General features: G+C 70.7%; 22 protein-coding genes and 2 pseudogenes. 15 read left to right on the top strand and 9 right to left on the bottom strand.

The annotated features are described in order from the left end of the window. Positions 1-329 precede the first annotated feature (329 nt). Positions 330-1,712, bottom strand: a complete 1,383-nt coding sequence (locus JEK78_RS16110; protein WP_200259894.1) for a glycine--tRNA ligase — start codon at positions 1,710-1,712, stop codon at positions 330-332. Positions 1,713-1,917: 205 nt separating this feature from the next. Between JEK78_RS16110 and JEK78_RS16105 the strand changes: the two genes are divergently transcribed. From JEK78_RS16105 to JEK78_RS16090, 4 genes are read left to right on the top strand one after another with little or no spacing between them, the layout of a single operon-like run. Further along, positions 1,918-2,904 carry a zinc ABC transporter substrate-binding protein gene (locus JEK78_RS16105; protein ID WP_200259892.1) on the top strand — a complete coding sequence of 329 codons (987 nt, stop codon included), beginning with the start codon at positions 1,918-1,920 and terminating at the stop codon, positions 2,902-2,904. Positions 2,905-2,924: 20 nt separating this feature from the next. Beyond that, positions 2,925-3,704 carry a metal ABC transporter ATP-binding protein gene (locus JEK78_RS16100; RefSeq protein WP_200264206.1) on the top strand — a complete coding sequence of 260 codons (780 nt, stop codon included), beginning with the start codon at positions 2,925-2,927 and terminating at the stop codon, positions 3,702-3,704. Between the two features lie 2 nt (positions 3,705-3,706). Next, a complete protein-coding gene (locus tag JEK78_RS16095) occupies positions 3,707-4,609 on the top strand; it encodes a metal ABC transporter permease (protein ID WP_200259889.1) in 903 nt (300 codons plus the stop codon). A gap of 59 nt (positions 4,610-4,668) precedes the next feature. Beyond that, positions 4,669-5,091 (top strand): transcriptional repressor, encoded by a 423-nt coding sequence (locus JEK78_RS16090; protein WP_200259886.1) that lies wholly within the window; start codon positions 4,669-4,671, stop codon positions 5,089-5,091. Positions 5,092-5,139: 48 nt separating this feature from the next. Here JEK78_RS16090 and JEK78_RS16085 read toward each other — a convergent pair whose 3' ends face one another. From JEK78_RS16085 to leuA, 5 genes are all read right to left on the bottom strand, one after another. Then, positions 5,140-5,853, bottom strand: a complete 714-nt coding sequence (locus JEK78_RS16085; protein WP_200259883.1) for a YoaK family protein — start codon at positions 5,851-5,853, stop codon at positions 5,140-5,142. A 152-nt stretch (positions 5,854-6,005) separates the two neighbouring features. After that, entirely contained in the window at positions 6,006-6,839 is an 834-nt protein-coding gene (locus JEK78_RS16080; RefSeq protein WP_200259880.1) for an isoprenyl transferase, read from the bottom strand. A gap of 43 nt (positions 6,840-6,882) precedes the next feature. Further along, positions 6,883-7,632 carry a DNA repair protein RecO gene (gene recO / locus JEK78_RS16075; protein ID WP_200259877.1) on the bottom strand — a complete coding sequence of 250 codons (750 nt, stop codon included), beginning with the start codon at positions 7,630-7,632 and terminating at the stop codon, positions 6,883-6,885. A gap of 144 nt (positions 7,633-7,776) precedes the next feature. Beyond that, complete coding sequence (locus tag JEK78_RS16070; RefSeq protein ID WP_200259874.1) at positions 7,777-8,472, bottom strand: TerB family tellurite resistance protein; 696 nt, start codon at positions 8,470-8,472, stop codon at positions 7,777-7,779. A gap of 185 nt (positions 8,473-8,657) precedes the next feature. Then, positions 8,658-10,379 carry a 2-isopropylmalate synthase gene (leuA, locus tag JEK78_RS16065; RefSeq protein WP_200259871.1) on the bottom strand — a complete coding sequence of 574 codons (1,722 nt, stop codon included), beginning with the start codon at positions 10,377-10,379 and terminating at the stop codon, positions 8,658-8,660. A gap of 364 nt (positions 10,380-10,743) precedes the next feature. Here leuA and JEK78_RS16060 point away from each other — a divergent pair, with 364 nt between their 5' ends. The 9 genes from JEK78_RS16060 to era all read left to right on the top strand — a co-directional run bounded on the left by JEK78_RS16060 (position 10,744) and on the right by era (position 17,913). Next, positions 10,744-11,814: a M4 family metallopeptidase gene (locus JEK78_RS16060; RefSeq protein WP_200259868.1), complete on the top strand. Its 1,071-nt coding sequence runs from the start codon at positions 10,744-10,746 to the stop codon at positions 11,812-11,814. Positions 11,815-11,834: 20 nt separating this feature from the next. Beyond that, a complete protein-coding gene (locus JEK78_RS16055; protein ID WP_200259866.1) occupies positions 11,835-12,101 on the top strand; it encodes a protealysin inhibitor emfourin in 267 nt (88 codons plus the stop codon). Positions 12,102-12,303: 202 nt separating this feature from the next. Then, the gene (locus JEK78_RS16050; protein ID WP_200259863.1) at positions 12,304-13,377 is read left to right on the top strand and encodes a PhoH family protein; all 1,074 of its coding nucleotides are present in this window, start codon (positions 12,304-12,306) and stop codon (positions 13,375-13,377) included. A gap of 12 nt (positions 13,378-13,389) precedes the next feature. Beyond that, positions 13,390-13,887 carry an rRNA maturation RNase YbeY gene (gene ybeY, locus JEK78_RS16045; RefSeq protein WP_200259860.1) on the top strand — a complete coding sequence of 166 codons (498 nt, stop codon included), beginning with the start codon at positions 13,390-13,392 and terminating at the stop codon, positions 13,885-13,887. Continuing rightward, positions 13,884-15,188 carry a hemolysin family protein gene (locus tag JEK78_RS16040; protein ID WP_200259858.1) on the top strand — a complete coding sequence of 435 codons (1,305 nt, stop codon included), beginning with the start codon at positions 13,884-13,886 and terminating at the stop codon, positions 15,186-15,188. The genes ybeY and JEK78_RS16040 overlap by 4 nt, the downstream gene beginning before the upstream one ends. Then, the gene (locus tag JEK78_RS16035; protein WP_200259855.1) at positions 15,185-15,544 is read left to right on the top strand and encodes an MmcQ/YjbR family DNA-binding protein; all 360 of its coding nucleotides are present in this window, start codon (positions 15,185-15,187) and stop codon (positions 15,542-15,544) included. The genes JEK78_RS16040 and JEK78_RS16035 overlap by 4 nt, the downstream gene beginning before the upstream one ends. Positions 15,545-15,693: 149 nt before the next feature. Beyond that, entirely contained in the window at positions 15,694-16,047 is a 354-nt protein-coding gene (locus tag JEK78_RS16030; RefSeq protein WP_200259852.1) for a cytidine deaminase, read from the top strand. A 272-nt stretch (positions 16,048-16,319) separates the two neighbouring features. Continuing rightward, positions 16,320-16,799, top strand: a complete 480-nt coding sequence (locus JEK78_RS16025) for a hypothetical protein (protein WP_200259849.1) — start codon at positions 16,320-16,322, stop codon at positions 16,797-16,799. 160 nt (positions 16,800-16,959) lie between these two features. Further along, positions 16,960-17,913, top strand: coding sequence for a GTPase Era (gene era, locus JEK78_RS16020; RefSeq protein WP_200259846.1), 954 nt, complete (start codon positions 16,960-16,962; stop codon positions 17,911-17,913). A gap of 79 nt (positions 17,914-17,992) precedes the next feature. On the opposite strand, the gene JEK78_RS23445 is transcribed toward era, so the two are convergent. From JEK78_RS23445 to JEK78_RS16005, 3 genes and pseudogenes are all read right to left on the bottom strand, one after another. Continuing rightward, on the bottom strand, positions 17,993-18,139 hold the full coding sequence (locus JEK78_RS23445) for a hypothetical protein (protein ID WP_200262033.1): 147 nt from the start codon (positions 18,137-18,139) through the stop codon (positions 17,993-17,995). A gap of 274 nt (positions 18,140-18,413) precedes the next feature. Next, a pseudogene (locus tag JEK78_RS16010) lies at positions 18,414-18,695 on the bottom strand (restriction endonuclease); the annotation flags it as partial. A gap of 29 nt (positions 18,696-18,724) precedes the next feature. Continuing rightward, positions 18,725-19,926, bottom strand: a protein-coding gene (locus JEK78_RS16005; RefSeq protein WP_200259843.1) for an IS3 family transposase whose coding sequence is annotated in 2 segments (ribosomal slippage) — positions 18,725-19,635 and positions 19,635-19,926 — 1,203 coding nt in all. Because the reading frame shifts where the segments join, the coding sequence is not laid out codon by codon here. A gap of 69 nt (positions 19,927-19,995) precedes the next feature. On the opposite strand from JEK78_RS16005, the pseudogene JEK78_RS16000 reads away from it, so the two are divergent. Both JEK78_RS16000 and JEK78_RS23440 read left to right on the top strand, forming a co-directional pair. After that, positions 19,996-20,268 (top strand): annotated as a pseudogene (locus JEK78_RS16000) (IS5/IS1182 family transposase); the annotation flags it as partial. A 274-nt stretch (positions 20,269-20,542) separates the two neighbouring features. Beyond that, on the top strand, positions 20,543-20,689 hold the full coding sequence (locus tag JEK78_RS23440) for a hypothetical protein (protein ID WP_200262033.1): 147 nt from the start codon (positions 20,543-20,545) through the stop codon (positions 20,687-20,689). Positions 20,690-20,770 lie beyond the last annotated feature (81 nt).

Raw genomic sequence — 20,770 nt, 5'->3', positions numbered from 1 at the left:
GCACCTTCCGCACCGCCGCGACGGCTGTGCGCAGGGGCTTCGGGAGCGTGCGTGTCGACCACTGCTGAGCCATGACCGTCCTCCGTGACCATTTCGCCGTCGAGAGCCTCACCTTCCGTCATGTCCTCGCGTGTCGCACGCCGGACGCTCATCCCGGTGACACCGCCGGCACGGCGGCCGTGCCCCGGCTCGCCTTCCGGCCCCCGGCGACACGCCACGGCCGGAGGAAACCGGCGGACCGAGGCGCCGAGGGTACGGCGACGGCCCCCGCCGGCGGACCGAGGCGGTCCGTCGTCGGGGGCCGTCGGCCCGCCTGGTGCGGGGCTCCGTCAGGCGCCGATCAGGCGCGCGGCCAGGTAGCCCTCGATCCGGTCCAGCGAGACGCGCTCCTGCTTCATCGTGTCGCGCTCCCGCACGGTGACCGCGTCGTCCTCCAGCGTGTCGAAGTCCACCGTCACACAGAAGGGGGTGCCGATCTCGTCCTGTCGCCGGTAGCGGCGGCCGATGGCGCCGGCGTCGTCGAACTCGATGTTCCAGTGGCCGCGGAGCGTCTGCGCGAGGCCCTTCGCCTTCGGCGACAGCTCGGGGTTGCGGGAGAGCGGCAGCACCGCGGCCTTCACCGGCGCCAGGCGCGGGTCCAGGCGCAGGACGACGCGCTTCTCCATCTTGCCCTTGGCGTTGGGCGCCTCGTCCTCGACGTAGGCGTCGAGGAGGAAGGCGAGCATCGCCCGACCGACGCCGGCCGCGGGCTCGATCACGTACGGGGTCCAGCGCTCGCCCGCCTCCTGGTCGAAGTAGGAGAGGTCCTGGCCGGACGCCTTGGAGTGGGCGCCCAGGTCGTAGTCGGTTCGGTTGGCCACGCCCTCCAGCTCGCCCCACTCGCTGCCGCCGAAGCGGAAGCGGTATTCGATGTCGGCGGTGCGCTTGGAGTAGTGGGAGAGCTTCTCCTTGGGGTGCTCGTACCAGCGCATGTTCTCCTCACGGAGCCCCAGGCCCGTGTACCAGTTCCAGCGCTGCTCCATCCAGTACTCGTGCCACTGCTCGTCCTCGCCCGGCTTGACGAAGAACTCCATCTCCATCTGCTCGAACTCCCGGGTGCGGAAGATGAAGTTGCCCGGCGTGATCTCGTTTCGGAACGACTTGCCCGTCTGGGCGATGCCGAACGGCGGCTTCCGTCGGGAGGTGGTCTGCACCTGGGCGAAGTTGGTGAAGATGCCCTGGGCGGTCTCGGGCCGGAGGTAGGCGACGGAGCCGCTGTCCTGAGTGGGGCCGAGGTGGGTGGCGAGCAGGCCGGAGAACTGCTTGGGCTCCGTGAACTGCCCCTTGTTGCCGCAGTTGGGGCAATTGATGTCGGCCAGGCCGTTCTCCGGGGCGCGCCCCTTCTTCTCCTCGTACGCCTCCTCCAAGTGGTCCGCGCGGAAACGCTTGTGACAGGAGGTGCACTCGGTGAGCGGGTCCGTGAAGGTGTCGATGTGGCCGGAGGCCGACCAGACCTCGGAGGCCAGGATCACGGACGAGTCGATGCCGACGACGTCCTCGCGGGAGGTCACCATGGAGCGCCACCACTGGCGCTTGAGGTTCTCCTTGAGCTCGACACCCAGCGGGCCGTAGTCCCAGGCGGCCCGCTGGCCGCCGTAGATCTCACTGCACGGGAATACGAAGCCACGGCGCTTGCTCAGGCTGACGATGGTGTCGATCTTGTCGGCGGCCACGGTGCTCTCTTCATTACGACGACGGGCGACGGAGCGAGATGCTTCCAGCGAAGGCCTCAGGGTACCGGCGAGGTCTCCCCCGCGACCAAATCGAGGCCGTACGGACCGCCGCCCGACGGCGTTTTTCCCGCGTCGTCCGGCATCGCCGGAAAGGTCCCCGGACGCTTGTTGACAACCGTTTCCAGATTCGTTGAAAATGACACTCATGAACGCGCGACGACGACGGATATCCGGCATAGCGGTGGCCGCTGCCACCGCCCTCTCCCTCCTCTCCGCATGCGGGAGCGACTCGGCGGACGCGAGCGCGGACACCGAGGGCCGACTCGACGTCGTCGCCTCCTTCTACCCCATGGCCTTCCTGGCCGAGCGGATCGGGGGCGACCACGTGTCGGTCACCGACCTGGTCGAGCCGGGCCAGGAGCCGCACGACCTGGTGATCAGCGCGAAGCAGACCGCGCAGCTCCAGGACGCCGACGTGGCCGTCTACCTCAAGGGGCTGCAGCCCTCGGTCGACGAGGCCATCGCCCAGTCCGGGATCGAGACCAAGATCGACGCCACCACGCTGACCTCCCTGGAGGTCCACGGCACCACGGAAGACCACGACCACGAGGAGGCGGACGAGCACGAGCACGCCGACGAGGACGGTCACGACCACGATTCCGCACTCGACGGCGAGGACCCGCACATCTGGCTCGACCCTGTCCGGTACGCCGAGGTGGCCACGGGCGTGGGCGAGGCGCTGGAGAAGGCCGACCCGGACAACGCGGCCGACTACGAGAGCAACACCGCCGCGCTGGTCGAGGAGCTGAACGCCCTCGACACGAGCTTCGCCGAGGGGCTGGAGGACCGCGCCTCGGACGTGTTCATCACCTCCCACGCCGCCTTCGGCTACCTGGCCGAGCGCTACGGTCTCACCCAGGAGGCGATCAGCGGGCTGAGCCCCGAGTCGGAGCCGAGCGCCGCCCGGATCAAGGAACTGCAGCGGACCGCCCAGGACGCCGGGGCCACCACCGTCTTCTACGAGACGCTGGTCAGCGACAGCACGGCCAAGACCCTCGCCGAGGACACCGGCCTGCGCACCGACGTCCTCGACCCCCTGGAGGGCATCACCGACGCCTCCCGGGGCGACGACTACTTCGCGGTGATGGAATCCAACCTCACGGCCCTGCGGAAGGCCCTGGGCGCCACGTGAACGACAGACCGGAGGAATCCATGGGCGGATCGGACGGGGAACCCGTCATAGCCATGCGCGGGGTCCGCGCGGAACTGGGCTCCCGCACCGTCCTGCGAGGCATCGACCTCACCGTGCGACGCGGTGAGGTCGTCGCGCTGCTCGGCGCCAACGGCTCCGGCAAGTCCACGGCCGTGCGGGGGCTCATCGGCCAGGTCCCGCTGTCCGCGGGGCAGGTCGAGTTGTTCGGCACCGACCGGCGACGCTTCCGCCGGTGGGAACGCGTCGGCTACGTCCCACAGCGCACCACGGCCGCCTCCGGTGTCCCCGCGACCGTCACCGAGGTCGTCTCCTCCGGCCGACTCTCCCGGACCCGCTTCGGACCACTGCGCGCCGCCGATCGCGACGCGGTCCGACGGGCACTGGACCTGGTCGACATGGCGGACCGCGCCGGAGACCTCGTCGACGCCCTCTCCGGCGGCCAGCACCAACGCGTGTTGATCGCCCGCGCCCTCGCCGGCGAGCCGGAACTCCTGATCATGGACGAACCTATGGCCGGCGTCGACCTGGCCAGCCAGAAGGTGCTCGCTCGAACCCTGCGCCGCCAGGTGGCGGCCGGCGCCACCGTCCTGCTCGTGCTGCACGAACTGGGCCCGCTGGAGCCGCTGATCGACCGTGCCGTCGTCCTGCGGGACGGCTGCGTCCTGCACGACGGCCCGCCCCCCGAGGCGGTCGGCCAGCACGCCCTGCCAGGCCACGACCACGTGCACCCCCACGCCCCGGCGGACGTCGGGCCGATCCGCACCGGACTGCTGAGCTGACCATGGAAATGTTGAACTACGCCTTCATGCAGCGGGCCCTCCTCGCCGCCGTCCTGGTCGGCGTCACCGCGCCCGCGGTCGGCGTCTACCTGGTCCAGCGCCGCCAGACACTGATGGGCGACGGCATCGGCCACGTCGCCATGACCGGGGTCGGCCTCGGCTTCCTGCTTTCCTGGTCGCCGGTCTGGATGGCCACACTGGTCTCCGTCGTCGGCGCCGTCCTGATGGAGCTGATCCGCTGGTTCGGGCGCACCCGCGGGGACATCGCCCTCGCCATGCTCTTCTACGGCGGCATGGCGGGCGGCGTGATGTTCATCAACCTCGCTCCGGGCGGCTCCAACGCCAACCTCACCTCGTACCTCTTCGGTTCGCTGTCGACGGTCTCCTCCTCCGACGTGACCGCGATCTGCGTCCTGGCCGCGTTCGTGATGCTGGTCACCCTCGGACTGCGCCGCCAGCTCTTCGCGGTCAGCCAGGACGAGGAGTTCGCCCGGGTCACCGGGCTTCCGGTGCGGGCCCTCAACCTGCTGACGGCGATCACCGCGGCGGTCACCGTGACCGTCGCCATGCGCGTGGTCGGCCTGTTGCTGGTGAGCGCCCTCATGGTGGTGCCGGTCGCCGCCGCTCAGCAGCTCGGCCGCAGCTTCGCCGCCACCTTCGCGATCTCCGTCGCCATCGGCGTGAGCGTGGCCCTTGGCGGCACGGTGACGTCCTACTACCAGGACGTACCGCCCGGTGCGACCATCGTGCTGCTCACCATCGCCGCGTTCCTGGCACTGAGCGCGCTCGCCGCACCCTTGGCCAGGCGACGCGCGCGGACCGCCGCCGCGCAGGAACCGCCGCCGGACCCGGCCGAGTGCCTGGTGCCGGCCGTTCGGGGGCCGGGGGGCGAAGCCGGCGCCTGACCGCGAAGTCGGCGGGCCGGCACAATGATCCGGCAGGAGCAGACGTGAGGAGGCAACCGGTGACCACCGCTGGACCGCCCGTGAAGGGCCGGGCCACCCGGCAGCGCGCCGCCGTGGCGGCGGCCCTGGAAGAGGTCGAGGAGTTCCGCAGCGCCCAGGAGCTGCACGACATGCTCAAGCACAAGGGGGACTCCGTCGGTCTGACCACCGTCTACCGCACCTTGCAGTCCCTGGCCGACGCCGGCGAGGTCGACGTCCTGCGCACCGCCGAGGGCGAGGCCGTCTACCGCCGCTGCTCCAGCGGGGACCACCACCACCATCTGGTGTGCCGCTCGTGCGGGAAGGCCGCCGAGGTGGAGGGGCCCGCCGTGGAGCGCTGGGCGGAGGCGGTCGCCGCCGAGCACGGCTACGTCAACGTGCAGCACACCGTGGAGATCTTCGGCACCTGCGCGGAGTGCGCGGCGGCCGAGAGACGAGGCTGACCGGCGCGCCGACCGCCACCGACGGGCCCGCCCCGACACGGGCGAGGTTCAGGAGGGGCTCTCCGCCCGTCGGAACACCTCGGCCAGCGCCGCCAGCAGCAGCACCGCCCCGGCCACCACCAGCAGCGCCCTCCCCGTCCCCAGGGGCACCAGCAACAGGGCGCCGAGGACACCGCCCAGGAAGATCCCGCCCACCGTGGCGCCCCACCGACCGCGGGCCAGCCGCCGGCGCGATGTCCGCCCGTCGCGGCCCGTCCGGGTCACCAGGTCTCCCACCAGGGACGCCAGGGCGGGTTGGCTGAGCAACGTCGGCATACCCGGCACGCCCGCCGCGAGGGCGTTGGCCGCCCGCACCCCCATCGCGAACGCGACCATCCCGACGAGGTCGCCGTCCGGCCGGTCGCCGGGCGACTCCAGACCGTAGCGGGCGAGGGCCACCACCCCCGCCGCGGCCAACAACGCCCCCTCGCCGGCCAGGACCAGCACGAACCACGGCCGCCGCGCGGAGCGGAGGCGACGGGCGGCATACGCGCCCAGCACGATGCCGAGCAGGAATCCGGCGATGGCGACGGCCGGACGGACCACCGGGACGTCGCCCGCCCCGGCGAGCGCGAACGACAGGAAGAGCACGTTCCCGGTGGCCAGCGTGCAGAAGACCTTTCCCATGGTCAGGAAACTGATCGCGTCGACGGCTCCGGCGACCACGGTGAGCAGGCCCATCACCGCCGTCTGCCGGACGTCCCGCGGGGAGATCTCGGACATCTGGCCAGTGTGCGCGGCCCCTCCCCGCGGACGGGGGAAGGGCACGGGGGACACGCGGCCGAGCACCCGTTTCGCAGCCGTGCGGCCTCGGGCCCGCCTCGTCCGAGTCGCCGGAGCGGAGGTCCGGACGGGCCCGGCGACGATCGCCACCCCTACCGCGGAGGGTTCTCCCCCGCGAGCAGTTCCTCGTTCGGCACGGCCCCACCGAAGCGTCGGTCGCGGGAGGCGAACTCCAGGCAGGCGCGCCACAGATCCCGGCGATCGAAGTCCGGCCAAAGGACGTCCTGGAACACCAGTTCCGCGTAGGCACTCTGCCAGAGCAGGAAGTTGGAGGTGCGCTGTTCGCCGCTGGGCCGCAGGAAGAGGTCGACCTCGGGCATGTCCGCGTAGTAGAGGTACTTCGCGAAGGACTTCTCGGTCACCTTGGCCGGGTCCAGCCTTCCGGAGCGGACGTCCTCGGCGAGCGCCCGCGCCGCGTCGGCGATCTCCGCTCTTCCGCCGTAGTTCATGCAGAAGTACAGCGTGAGCCGGTCGTTGCCCGCCGTCTGCTCCTGGGCGACCTGGAGTTCCCTGGCCACCGACTTCCAGAGCTTGGGCATCCTTCCGACCCAGCGCACCCGGACACCGAGTTCGTCGAGGCGGTCGCGTGACTTGCGGATGAAGTCCCGGTTGAAGTTCATGAGGAAGCGCACCTCCTCGGGAGACCGCTTCCAGTTCTCCGTGGAGAAGGCGTAGAGGGAGATGTCGGACACGCCCAGCTCTATGGCGCCCTGGAGGACGTCCATCACCCGCTCGGCACCGACCTTGTGCCCCTCGGTGCGCGGCAGCCCCCGGTCCTTGGCCCAACGGCCGTTGCCGTCCATGACGATCGCCACGTGGCCCGGCACCAGCTCCCGGGGAAGCCTGGGGGGGCGCGCGCCGGAAGGGTGCGGCTCCGGTGTCCCGTAGCTCCGACGTCGCCGCCCCAGGATCCCGTGTCCGGCCATCTCGTCTCTCGTCTCCTCGGTCTCGCCCGCGCCAGGGGTCGGGTCAGGTCTTCTCCACATGGCGCAGGGAGCGCAGACCTCGCTCCAAGTGCCAGTGCAGGTAGGCGGATACCAGTCCGCTGCCCTCGCGGACGTATCGCGGCTCGCAACGGTCCGCCGTCTCCCAGTCTCCCGCAAGGAGTGCCCCGAGGAGTTGCAGGGTCCGGGGCGAGGGCACGACGCTCCCGGGCACCCGGCAGTCGCCGCAGACGGAGCCGCCGGAGGCGACGGAGAAGAAGCGGTTCGGCCCCGGCATCCCGCACTTCGCGCAGGGGCCGAAGGTCGGCGCGTAGCCGTTGACCGCGAGGGAACGCAACAGGAAGGCGTCCAGCACCAGGCCCGGGGCGTGCTCCCGCCGGGCCAGCGTTCGCAGTCCACCGACCAGCAGCAGGTACTGCTGCACGGCGGGCTCCCCCTCGTGGTCGGTGAAGCGCTCGGCGGTCTCCAACATGGCGGTACCCGCGGTGTAGCCGGGGTAGTCGGCGACGATCGCGGCTCCGTAGGGCGCGATCGTCTCGCTCTGCGTGCACAACGGCAGGCCGCGCCCGACCAGCTCACCGCCCTTGGCGAAGAACTGCACGTCGACGTGGGAGAACGGCTCCAGCCGAGCCCCGAATCTCGACTTCGTCCTCCGCACGCCCCGTGCCACTGCCCGGACCCGACCGTGCCCCCGGGTCAGAATCGTGATGATCCGGTCCGCCTCTCCCAGCTTCTGGGTGCGCAGCACGACGCCGTCGTCGCGGAAGAGTGTCATGACCCCCATTCTCCCCCACTCCCGAGGACCGCTCCTCGGGCGCGACGGAGCGTGGCCCGGCGAACGATCGCCACGCGGCAGCCCCGGTGGGACGGCATCGGGACGCCGCCCGGCCGATCGGTGGCGCCCGGAAGCGGCGGGTGGTCAGGAAGGCGTACGGGCGGCCGCGAGAAGGCGGGCGACGTCGCCGGAGGGGATGGTGAGCGCCGCGCCGACGGTGACCAGGGTCTCGCGCTCCGCGGGGGTGTAGGGGCCGTCGGCCAGGGCGATGCGGGCACCGCGGAGCAGCACGGCCTCACGGCCGGGGGTGGCGAGGTACGGGGCGAGGGGGTCGAGCGCCTCGTGCAGTTCTATGGCCAGACCCGGTGCGCACGGCTCCCCCTGGAAGCGGCCGGTGTCGGCGGCGAGCGCCGTCACCAGGGCGGCCAGCCGCTCTCCCGTGCAGTCGTCGAAACCCGCCGCGCGCACCGTCTCGGCCGCGGCCCGCAGGGCGGTGCGCGAACGGGTGCCGCCGGCGGCGAGCACGGCGAGGGCGACGGTGTGCACCGCGTCGCGGAGCATCGCGGCGAAGCGGGCCGTGGTCGGATGGTCCAGGACCTCGGTGCCGAAACGTCGGCGGCACACGGCGCACTCGACCGCCGGACCGCACGCGCCGCGCGACAGCAGCGGCAGCCCCAACAGGGTGAGCCGGCGGCGGCCCGTGAGGCGCCGGTAGGCGCGGTCGCCTCCGCAGGACGGGCAGAAGAACTCGCCGCCGCCCACGCGCGTCCAGGAGGTGCGGGTACCCAGGAGGCGCGACGACGGAGCGACTCGACCGTCTCGTCCCCGTCCAGGCAGCACGTCGCACCTCCGTAGCGACGCGGCGATGTCGCCGCGTTGGCGTGATGTTAGCCACATCCGGGAGGCGGAGTCAGCCCCGCGGCCGGGGCGACGGAGGGCCCTTGACGCCGCCTTGGCCGGTATCGGACGGGATCCCGCCCCCGGCGTGTCCGGCGGGCGGGATCCGAGAGCACTGATTCGGCTGGTCAGCGCGTTGCCCGGTTGACGGCGGAGACGACCGCCTTCAGTGAGGCCCGGGTGGTGTTCGCGTCGATTCCGATCCCCCAGAGCACCTTGTCGTCGATCGCGCACTCGATGTACGAGGCGGCCTGGGCGGAGGCGCCCTCGCTCATCGTGTGCTCCTGGTAGTCCAGCAGGCGCACGTCGACGCCGATGCCCTGGAGCGCGTCGAAGAACGCCGAGATCGGGCCGTTGCCCGCGCCGGTGAGGGTGACCGGCTCGCCGTCCACCTCGGCCTCCACCGCCAGGGTGTCGACCCCGTCGTGGTCGGTGGTGCTCTGCCCGTTCCTGACCTGGATTCGACCCCACGGGTTCTCCGGGTTGGGCAGGTACTCGTCCTGGAAGGCGCTCCAGATGTCGGCCGGGGTGATCTCGCCGCCCTCGGTGTCGGTCTTGGCCTGGATGATCTTCGAGAACTCGATCTGCATCCGCCTCGGCAGGTCCAGCTTGTGGTCGTTCTTCAGGACATAGGCGACGCCGCCCTTGCCGGACTGGGAGTTGACGCGGATGACCGCCTCGTAGGACCGACCGACGTCCTTGGGGTCGATCGGCAGGTAGGGCACGGCCCACTCGATGTCGTCGACGGTGACACCGCGCGCCGCCGCGTCCGCCTCCATCGCGTCGAACCCCTTCTTGATCGCGTCCTGGTGCGAGCCGGAGAAGGACGTGTACACCAGATCGCCGACGTAGGGGTGGCGCGGATGGACCTGCATCTGGTTGCAGTACTCCCAGGTGCGACGGATCTCGTCGATGCGGGAGAAGTCGATCTGCGGGTCCACCCCCTGGGAGAAGAGGTTCATGCCCAGTGTCACCAGGTCGACGTTGCCCGTGCGCTCGCCCTGGCCGAACAGACAGCCCTCGACCCGGTCGGCCCCGGCCATCAGCGCAAGTTCGGCCGCCGCGACCGCGGTCCCCCGGTCGTTGTGCGGGTGGACGGAGAGGACCACGTGTTCCCGGCGGGACAGATGGCGATGCATCCACTCGAAGCGGTCCGCGTGGGTGGACGGGGTGGAACGCTCCACGGTGGCCGGCAGGTTGAGGACGATCTCCCGGTCGGGTCCGGGCCGCCAGACGTCCATCACCGCCTCGCAGACCTCCAACGCGAAGTCCAACTCGGTGTCGGTGAAGATCTCGGGGCTGTACTGATAGCCGAACTCCGTCTCCGAGCCCAGGAGTTTCTCCGCGTACTCCATGACCAGTCGGGTGCCGTCGACGGCGATGTGCTTCACGTCCGCGCGCGAACCCCGGAAGACCACACGCCGGAAGACCGGGGCGGTGGCGTTGTAGAGGTGGACGGTGGCGCGCCGGGCGCCCTTCAGGGACTCCACCGTGCGCTCGATCAGGTCCTCACGGGCCTGCGTCAGCACGGAGATCGTCACGTCCTCCGGGATGGCGTCGGGGTCCTCGACGATGGAGCGGACGAAGTCGAAGTCCGTGCGCCCGGAGGCGGGGAAACCCACCTCGATCTCCTTGTAGCCCATCTCGACCAGCAGGTCGAACATGGCACGCTTGCGAGCGGGCGACATCGGGTCGATCAGTGCCTGGTTGCCGTCGCGCAGATCGGTGGAGAGCCAACGGGGCGCCCGGGTGATCCGCCGGTGCGGCCAGGCGCGGTCGGGGAGGTCGATCTGTTCGTAGCCCCGGTACTTGCCGATGGGCATGGGGCTGGGCTGCTGACGGTTGGCCATGGGGCGGGGCTCCTCTGGGTGCCCGCGGTGACGCGGGAATCCGGGTGGACGGCCGACGGCGACGCCGATCTCCGCGGGGAGGGGGTCGACCTGGACTACAGGCCCTCGCCGCGGCGACTAAGAAGAAGCAGCCCGAAACACATGGTGTCGCGCAGCCTAGCGGAGCGACAGGCGACGCGTGGGCCCGTATCAGTATGCGGGACCACCGACGCGAGTCGGGCAAAACCTTGCCCAAGTCCCCTTCGATGACGAATCGGACCTTCCATACCACCGGCGGAGGCTCGACACCCCCATCGGGCACACGGTTCACCGATCAAGGTTGCGGGTCGTGACAGTTCGGTCACTCAGTGCAAGGGTTTTTCTCATGACCTCCCACGGGGACTTCGAGCCCGTCTTCTGCGCCATCGTGCCTCCCCACGTCCTCGACCGACTGGCCCAGGCCGAGGACCCCGTCGTCGCCGGGCCCGCGCGTCGCACGCTGCAACGCGACGCCTACGAGCGCACCCACCGACGACTGACCACGGTGCTCGGGGCCGGCGGCACGCTCCCGCCTCCCGAGTCCGAGCGGGCCGCCCCGCGCAGGACGGTGTACGACGCGCTGCGCGGCACCGCCCTGCCCGGGCGGCGGGTCCGCGGCGAGGGCGACGAACCGGGCGGCGACGCCACCGTCAACCGCGCCTACGGCGGCCTCGGTGCCACGTTCGCGCTGCTGTCGTCGGTCTTCGGCCGGGACTCCGTCGACGGCGCCGGGCTGCCCCTGCGGGCGACGGTGCACTACGACCGCGAGTACAACAACGCCTTCTGGAACGGCGAGCAGATGGTGTTCGGCGACGGGGACGGGGAGATCTTCCTCGACTTCACCCTCCCCGTCGACGTCATCGGGCACGAGCTGGCCCACGGACTCACCCAGCACACCGCCAACCTGGCCTACTTCGGCCAGTCCGGCGCGCTCAACGAATCGGTGTCGGACGTCTTCGGCTCACTGGTCAAGCAGTACGCCCTCGGGCAGACCGCCGCCGAGGCCGACTGGCTGATCGGCGCGGGGCTGCTCGCCCCCCGGGTGTCGGGGGTGGCACTGCGCTCGATGAAGGAACCGGGCACGGCCTACGACGACGACGTCCTCGGCAGGGACCCACAGCCCGGGTCGATGGACGACTACGTGCGCACCGGGCGGGACAACGGCGGTGTTCACATCAATTCGGGTATCCCGAACCGGGCGTTCCATCTGCTGGCGACGGAGTTGGGCGGGCATGCCTGGGAGCGCGCCGGGCGGATCTGGTACGACGTGCTGACCTGCGGGGAGCTTCGACAGGACGCCTCTTTCGCGGAGTTCGCCGCCCTGACCCTGGAGGCCGCCCGCCGGCGCTACGGCGACGCGGAGGAGCGGGAGGCCGTCGACAAGGCGTGGGAGGGGGTGGGGGTGCGGCCTGCGTAGCCGCGTACTACACACGGACCATGCGGATTCGAGTACGGCGCAGCGGAGGCTTCGCGGGGCTGGAGCGCCTGGCCGAGGTGGACACCGCGGGCCTCGCGGACGCGCACGAGTGGCACGCCCTGGCGCGGCGGGTGGTGGCGTCGGGAGCGGGGGCGCCGCCGGTCGGCGTGCCGGACGGTTTCGGCTACCGGATCACGGTCGACGGCGCGACGGTGTACGCGGCCGACCCCGACCTGACCGAGGAGGAGCGGACGCTGATCGCGCGGGTGCTCGGCGAGGGGTGCTGAGGCTCCGCTAGGGATCTCCGCCGCCCACCAAGGCCGGGGCGGCGGCCACCGGGGGCACCCGTCCGGAGCCCCCGGGCGGGCGCTCTCCCGGGCGAAAACGACTCGGCACCGCGCACGCGGGGTCGTACGCTGGAGACATCAGTCCGCCCCGGTCACGCGGCCCAGCCGCAGAGGAGGATCCGCAGGCCCCGAGCGCCGGCCCATGACTCAGACACCCACAGCCCAGCCCTCCTCGCGAGGGCCGGCCACAGCACGGATCACGATCCCGGCCCGACACCCCATGGTGACGGTCCTGGGGTCCGGGGACTCTCTCCTGCGTGTGATCGAGAAGGCCTTTCCCGCCGCGGACATCCACGCCCGGGGCAACGAGATCAGCGCGGTCGGCGACGCCGGTGACGTCGCCGTGATCCAGCGCCTGTTCGACGAGATGATGCTGGTGCTGCGCACCGGACAGCCGATGACGGAGGACGCGGTGGAACGCTCGATCGCCATGCTGAAGGCGAACGGGAAGGGCGGAGAGGAAGGGCCGGAGACGCCGGCGCAGGTCCTCACCCAGAACATCCTCTCGAACCGGGGCCGCACCATCCGCCCCAAGACGCTGAACCAGAAGCGGTACGTCGACGCCATCGACGCGCACACGGTCGTCTTCGGCATCGGCCCCGCCGGTACCGGCAAGACCTACCTGGCGATGGCCAAGGCGGTGCAGGCGCTCCAGTCCAAGCAGGTCAACCGCATCATCCTGACCCGACCCGCCGTGGAGGCGGGCGAGCGGCTCGGCTTCCTGCCCGGCACGCTCTACGAGAAGATCGACCCCTATCTGCGTCCGCTCTACGACGCGCTGCACGACATGATCGACCCGGACTCGATCCCCCGGCTCATGGCGGCCGGGACGATCGAGGTCGCGCCGCTCGCGTACATGCGTGGCAGGACGCTCAACGACGCCTTCATCATCCTGGACGAGGCGCAGAACACCAGCCCCGAGCAGATGAAGATGTTCCTCACCCGACTCGGCTTCGACTCCAAGATCGTGATCACGGGCGACGTGACACAGGTCGACCTGCCCGGCGGCCAGAAGTCCGGTCTGCGTCAGGTCCAGGAGATCCTCGAGGGGCTGGAGGACGTCCACTTCTCCCGGCTGTCGTCGCAGGACGTGGTCCGGCACAAGCTGGTGGGCCGTATCGTCGACGCGTACGAACAGTACGACAGCCGGCCCGGCACCGGCGCTGGTCACCAGCACCGCGCCAAGCCGACCGGCAAGCGACCCCAAGGGAAGTAGATCAGTACCACCATGTCGATCGACGTCAACAACGAGTCCGGCACCGAGGTCGACGAGTCGGCGATCCTCGACATCGCCCGCTACGCTCTCGCCCGGATGCGCATCCACCCGCTCTCCGAGCTCTCGGTGATCGTCGTGGACGCCGACGCCATGGAACAGCTCCACCTCCAGTGGATGGACCTGCCGGGTCCCACGGACGTCATGTCCTTCCCGATGGACGAGCTGCGCCCGCCGGCCAAGGACGAGGAGGAGCCGCCCCAGGGACTCCTCGGCGACATCGTGCTCTGCCCGGAGGTCGCCGAGCGGCAGGGCAGTCAGGCCCCTACGCGGCACACCATGGACGAGGAGCTGCACCTGCTCACCGTCCACGGCGTGCTGCATCTGCTGGGCTACGACCACGAGCAACCGGACGAGAAGGCCCGGATGTTCGGTCTCCAGTCGGCCATCGTGGACGGCTGGCGGGCGGAGAGGGGCCTGGTCGGCCCCTCGCCGGCCCCGACCGTCTCATGAACCCGCCGCTGATCGTCGGGGCCGTGGCGCTGATCGTCGTGGCGTGGCTGGCCGCCTGCGCGGAGGCCGGACTGGCCCGGGTCTCCGGCTTCCGGGCGGAGGAGGCGGTGCGCTCCGGACGGCGGGGCGCCGAGAAGCTGGCCCGGGTGGCCGAGGACCCCACCCGCTATCTGAACGTCGCCCTGCTGGTCAGGGTCTCCTGCGAGATGGCCGCCGCGGCCCTGGTCGCCTACGCCTGTCTCCAGGAGATCTCCGACACGGTCGCGGCGTTGCTCGTCGCCATCGCCGTGATGGTGCTGGTGTCCTACGTCGCCGTGGGCGTCTCCCCGCGCACGATCGGCCGACAGCACCCGCTGAACACGGCGACGGCGGCGGCGTACGTCCTGCTGCCGTTGGCCCGGATCATGGGGCCGATCCCCTCGCTCCTCATCCTCCTGGGCAACGCCCTCACTCCCGGAAAGGGCTTCCGGCGGGGCCCCTTCGCCTCCGAGGCGGAACTGCGGGCCCTGGTCGACGTCGCCGAGCGGGAATCGCTGATCGAGGCGGAGGAGCGGCGCATGGTGCACTCCGTCTTCGAACTGGGCGACACCCTGGTGCGGGAGGTGATGGTGCCGCGCACCGACCTGGTCTCGATCGAGCGTCACAAGACGGTGCGGCAGGCGCTCTCCCTCGCCCTGCGCTCCGGCTTCTCCCGGATTCCGGTCACCGGCGACAACGAGGACGACGTCGTCGGGATCGTCTATCTCAAGGACTTGGCCCGCAGGACGCACGTCAGTCGGGACGCGGAGCGGGACGTGGTGTCGACCGCGATGCGGGCGGTGCACTTCGTGCCGGACACCAAGAACGCGGGCGACCTGCTGCGGGAGATGCAGAAACAGCGCAACCACGTGGCGGTCGTGATCGACGAGTACGGCGGCACCGCCGGCATCGTCACCATCGAGGACATCCTGGAGGAGATCGTCGGCGAGATCACCGACGAGTACGACCGCGAACTGCCCCCCGTCCAGGATCTGGGGGAGGCCCGGTTTCGCGTCACCGCGCGCCTGGACATCGGCGACCTGGGCGACCTCTACGGCCTGGAGGCGTACGACGACGAGGACGTGGAGACGGTCGGCGGACTGCTCGCGAAGGCGCTTGGCCGGGTCCCCATCGCCGGCGCGTCCTCCACGGTCGACCTCCCCGACGGCCGTACGCTGCGGCTCACCGCGGAGGCGGCCTCCGGCCGCCGGAACAAGATCGTGACGGTACTGGCGGAGCCGGTCGAGCGGACGGCCCCCTCCGGTGGGGAGGAGCCGGCTTGACACCCGAGGAACTGCGCGCGTTCTGTCTGTCCTTCGAGGCCGCGCGGGAGGAGTTCCCCTTCGGCCCGGAGCACCGGGTCTTCAAGGTGCTGGGGAGGATGTTCGCCCTGACGCCCGTCGAGGCGAGCCCCCTCACCGTCAACCTCAAGTGCGATCCCGACGACGCGATCCGGCTGCGCCGTGATCACGAAGGCCTCGTCATCCCCGCCTGGCACATGAACAAGCGACACTGGAACACCGTCACGGTGGGCGGGGGCCTCGCGGACGGCCTGGTCCGCGAACTCGTCGAGGACTCCTACGACCTGGTGGTGGCCGGCCTGCCACGTGCGGAGCGGCTGCGCCTGGACCGTCCCTGACGTCCGTCGACGAAGTCGATCCGTCGGCGGACGTCGGACGGCCCCGACCGGGGAGGTCCCCGACAGGGACGGCCTCGCGACGCTCCGTATGCTCGGTCTCCGACCGCCTCCCCCACCCGGGGCCGGGGCATCCACGAAGGAGAGACCCGATGACCGACAGCGCCGACCTCTCCCCGGAGGATCGCAAGCTCGTCACGCTGGCCCGTTCCGCGCGGGCCCGCAACGGCGTGCCTGAGGGCGCGGCCGTGCGCGACGAGACGGGGCGGACCTACGTCGCCGGAACGGTCGCCCTGGAGTCGCTGCGACTGAGCGCGCTGCGCACGGCGGTGGCGATGGCGGTGGCCTCCGGCGCCACGTCCCTGGAGGCCGCGGCGGTGGTCACGGAGGCCGCGGGGGCGGCGCCCGAGGACCTGACGGCGGTAAGGGACCTGGGCGGCCCCGCCACCGCCGTCCTGTTGGCGGGGCCGGACGGGGCGGTGCGCGCGGCGGCGACGGCCGGCTGACGCCGGACGGGCCGGGCGGTGCGCGCGGCGGCGACGAGCGGCGACACCGGACGGACGGGGAGCCTGGACGGCGACGGAGCGGCGAGCCGTTCCGTCCGGGGCCGGATTTCGCCCTTGTCGGGTCCGGCCCCGGACGCGTCAATGGACCCAGTCGTTCCGACGGTCCGTCAGAAACGCCCCCTCACGTCGCGTTCCACGCGTCCGCGGGTGACGGACGGTCCGTCACCCCGTCCCCAAACGTCTTTCCCGCTACGGGAAGGGAGCCGGACCCGATGAGACGCAAGCGAATCGGAACAGGTGCGGCGTTGGCCGCCGGGACCCTCGCGGTCACCGGGCTCGCCCTCGCCCCCACCGCCCACGCCGTCACCCCCGAGACCGCGACGATCACGGCCGACTGCGGCAGCTGGGGCGGCGGAGCCAGCACGCTCACCGCGACCCAGGACGGCACCTCTGCCACCGTCACCCTCACTGCGGACGCGATCAGCGCGCCCATCGCGCTCGGCGAGGACTCGATCGTCTCCGAGCTGACCATGGTCACCGGGGACGGCGGAACCGCACGGTTCGGCGGGACCGAGAATCCGGCCATCGCGGCCGGGGAGAGTGTCACCGTCGGGCCGCTCTCCGGCACCGTCGCCCCCGGCGACTCGCTGGAGGCCTTCGGCGGCACGCTGAAGATGACCGTCTTCGGCTTCATCACCATCACCTGCACGGCCACCGGCCCACAGGCACCGGGTCCGTTCGTCTTCGACTGATCCGTCCGGCGTTCCCCTAGCCGTCCCGCGCCCCCCGACGGCCCGGTCGACCCTCCGGGCCCCGGCGGCGGGCCTCCGGGACGGCGGGGGCAGCCCGGACGCGGGGGGCGCGAGGAAGCGGCGGTGCGGCGCGCTCGGCGGATCAGGGACAATGGGCGCCATGAGCGTCCGCACCCAGTCATCCGAAGATCCGGCCGAGGCCGTCCACCGGGCCGGTTTCGCCTGCTTCGTGGGCCGCCCCAACGCGGGCAAGTCCACCCTCACGAACGCTCTGGTCGGGCAGAAGGTGGCGATCACCTCGAACCGGCCGCAGACCACCCGGCACACCGTGCGCGGCATCGTGCACCGTCCGGACTCACAGCTGATCCTGGTGGACACCCCCGGGCTGCACAAGCCGCGCACCCTGCTGGGCGAGCGGCTGAACGACGTCGTCCGCACCACTTGGGCCGAGGTCGACGTGATCGGCTTCTGCCTGCCCGCGAACGAGAAGATCGGACCCGGTGACCGCTTCATCGCCAAGGAACTGGCGGGGATCCGCAGGACACCCAAGATCGCGATCATCACCAAGACGGATCTGGTGGACGCCAAGACCCTGGCCGAGCGCCTGATCGCCGTCGACCGGCTGGGGCAGGAACTGGGGATCACCTGGGCCGAGATCGTGCCGGTCTCGGCCACCGGCGGCAAGCAGGTCTCCTTGCTGGCCGATCTCCTGGTGCCGCTGCTCCCCGAGAGCCCCGCCCTGTATCCGGAGGGCGACCTGACCGACGAGCCGGAACAGGTCATGGTCGCCGAACTGATCCGCGAGGCGGCGCTCGAAGGCGTGCGCGACGAACTCCCGCACTCCATCGCCGTGGTGGTCGAGGAGATGCTGCCCCGCGAGGACCGGCCGGCGGACAGGCCGCTGCTGGACATCCACGCCAATCTCTTCATCGAGCGCCCGAGCCAGAAGGGCATCGTCATCGGCCCCAAGGGCAAGCGACTGAAGGAGGTCGGCGTGAGGTCCCGCAGGCACATCGAGGCACTGCTGGGGACGCCGGTCTTCCTCGACCTGCACGTGAAGGTGGCCAAGGACTGGCAGCGCGACCCCAGACAGCTCCGCCGACTCGGTTTCTGAGAGTGCGGAACGTGAGCTCTTGTCCGTTTCGTGATTGAGGGTTGGGGAAGGACCGCTGGTCGTGGGTTCGGGGTGGCCTTCAGGTCTCGGGGCGGGTGAACAAGCCGGGTTCAGGTTCGACGAGGATGCCGCGGCTGACCAGGCGTTTCAGTTTGGAGCGGATGCCTTCGGTGTTCTTCGGGAGGGTCGGCAGGTCGAGGGCCTGGCAGAGGTCGCGGGCGCGCATCGGTCGGCCCTCGTCGGCCAGGGCGGTGAGGATCTGCTGGTAGGCGGGGTGGTCCGGGATGTCGGGGCGGTCCGGCTCAGTGGCGGGTGTGGGCAGTGGGAGAGCGAGGAAAGGGTCTTGCGGGTGATGCGCAGGTTCTCGCTCTCCGCGTCGATCTCGCCGAGCCGCACTCTGAGCTCCTCGATGCGGTCCCGGAACTGCCCGGCCTGGTCGGCTAGTTCACGCTCGCGGGTTTCGATGTGTTCCAGGATGGCTTTGACCTGTGGGTTCTCGCTCACGTGGTCCTCCAGGAAGCGAGGGTGGCTCCGGTGAGTCGGCGGCTCATCACGGAGGTCATCGCCCAGAAGACGCGGGATCGGGAGGAGGCGGGCCGGTGTTCGTAGTCGCGTACGAGACGGCGGTAGAACATCAGGATCCCGTTCGTCTGCTCCACGATCCACCGCTTGGCCTGCACGACGAAGCCCTTGCCGGCCGGGTTGCGCTCGACGATCTCGACGTCGATGCCCACGTTCTTGCCGTGATCGACGACCTTCTTCTTGAAGCCCTGGTCGACCAGGGGCCTTGACCCCGAATCCTGGACACGGGCTATGCGGCTTGAGCCAGCGTAGTTGATGTTGCGGCGAGTGCCGTCTCGTAGGCGATCGGGCTGCGTTGTCCGAGTCGTGAGTGGCGGCGTCGGGTGTTGTAGCGGTTCAGCCATCGGAAGGCGTCGAGCCGGGCTTCGCGCTCGCTGGACCAGCTCTTGCGGCCTTGGAGGGTTTCCCGCTTGAACGTCGCGTTGAAGGACTCGGCCAGCGCGTTGTCCGCCGAGCTGCCGACCGCGCTCATGGACTGGCGGACACCGGCCTTCGCGCAGGCGTGGGCGAAGGCCCGACTGGTGTATTGCGCCCCGTGGTCGCTGTGCATGACGGCCCCCGCGAGGCTGCCGCGGGTCCGTATCGCCGCGTCCAGGGCATCGGTGACGAGCTCGGTCCGCATGTGATCGGCCAGCGCCCATCCGGCCAGGCGGCGCGAGGCGAGGTCGATGACCGTGGCGAGATAGAGGAACTTCCCACCTTCCAGCGGGAGATACGTAATATCGCCGGCATACCTGGTGTTCGGCTCCGTGGCGGTGAAGTCCCGGCCGATCAGGTCGGGCGCCTTCGCGGCGGCCGGGTCCGGGACCGTGGTGCGGTGTCTGCGGCGCAGGCGCGTCCCGGCGATACCGGCAGTGCGCATGAGGCGGGCGACGCGCTTGTGGTTGACGCGCTCACCGTCCTCGCGGAGCTCGGCGGTGATCCTGGGGACACCGTAGGTGCCGTCCGACTCCCGGTGGACGGTTTGGATCCGTGCGGCGAGCTGGGCGTCGGCCGCCCGGCGGGCCGCCCGGTCCGGTGCGGTCCGGCGCCAGTAGTAGAAGCTGGAGCGGGCGATGCCCAGGACCTGGCACAACCGCTTCACGCCGTATCGGCGCTGGTGGTCGCAGACGAACTGGAAGCGGTTCACCAGCGCGTCTCCCCGGCGAAATACTTCGCGGCCTTCCGCAGGAGCTCGCGTTCCTCCTCCAGCTCGCGGATCTTCTTCCGCGCGGCGGCGAGCTCTGCCTGAAGCGAAGACTCCGGCACCGCCGGACCCTCCGGGCGGCGGCCACGGGGACGGGCGGCACCGGCCGCCCGGATCCAGTTCCTCAGCGTCTCCGGGTTGACCCCCAGATCAGCGGCGACCGACTTGATCGTCGCCCCGGGCCGCGACTCGTACAGCGCGACCGCGTCCGCCTTGAACTCAGGCGGGTAGTGCTTCATGACCACGGGACATCCGTTCTCCTGGACCTTCAAGATCCAAGTGTCTCGGGTGTCCAGGATCCGGGGTCAAGGCCCCAGGGCTTCAAGAAGAAGGTCGTCGATCACGGCAAGAACGTGGGCATCGACGTCGAGATCGTCGAGCGCAACCCGGCCGGCAAGGGCTTCGTCGTGCAGGCCAAGCGGTGGATCGTGGAGCAGACGAACGGGATCCTGATGTTCTACCGCCGTCTCGTACGCGACTACGAACACCGGCCCGCCTCCTCCCGATCCCGCGTCTTCTGGGCGATGACCTCCGTGATGAGCCGCCGACTCACCGGAGCCACCCTCGCTTCCTGGAGGACCACGTGAGCGAGAACCCACAGGTCAAAGCCATCCTGGAACACATCGAAACCCGCGAGCGTGAACTAGCCGACCAGGCCGGGCAGTTCCGGGACCGCATCGAGGAGCTCAGAGTGCGGCTCGGCGAGATCGACGCGGAGAGCGAGAACCTGCGCATCACCCGCAAGACCCTTTCCTCGCTCTCCCACTGCCCACACCCGCCACTGAGCCGGACCGCCCCGACATCCCGGACCACCCCGCCTACCAGCAGATCCTCACCGCCCTGGCCGACGAGGGCCGACCGATGCGCGCCCGCGACCTCTGCCAGGCCCTCGACCTGCCGACCCTCCCGAAGAACACCGAAGGCATCCGCTCCAAACTGAAACGCCTGGTCAGCCGCGGCATCCTCGTCGAACCTGAACCCGGCTTGTTCACCCGCCCCGAGACCTGAAGGCCACCCCGAACCCACGACCAGCGGTCCTTCCCCAACCCTCAATCACGAAACGGACAAGAGCTCACGTTCCGCACTCTG

The sequence above is a fragment of the Streptomyces sp. HSG2 genome, assembly GCF_016598575.1.
Taxonomy (GTDB): domain Bacteria; phylum Actinomycetota; class Actinomycetes; order Streptomycetales; family Streptomycetaceae; genus Streptomyces.
Note: the sequence above shows the minus strand (reverse complement) of the source record. Positions and strands in the feature narration are given on the sequence as shown.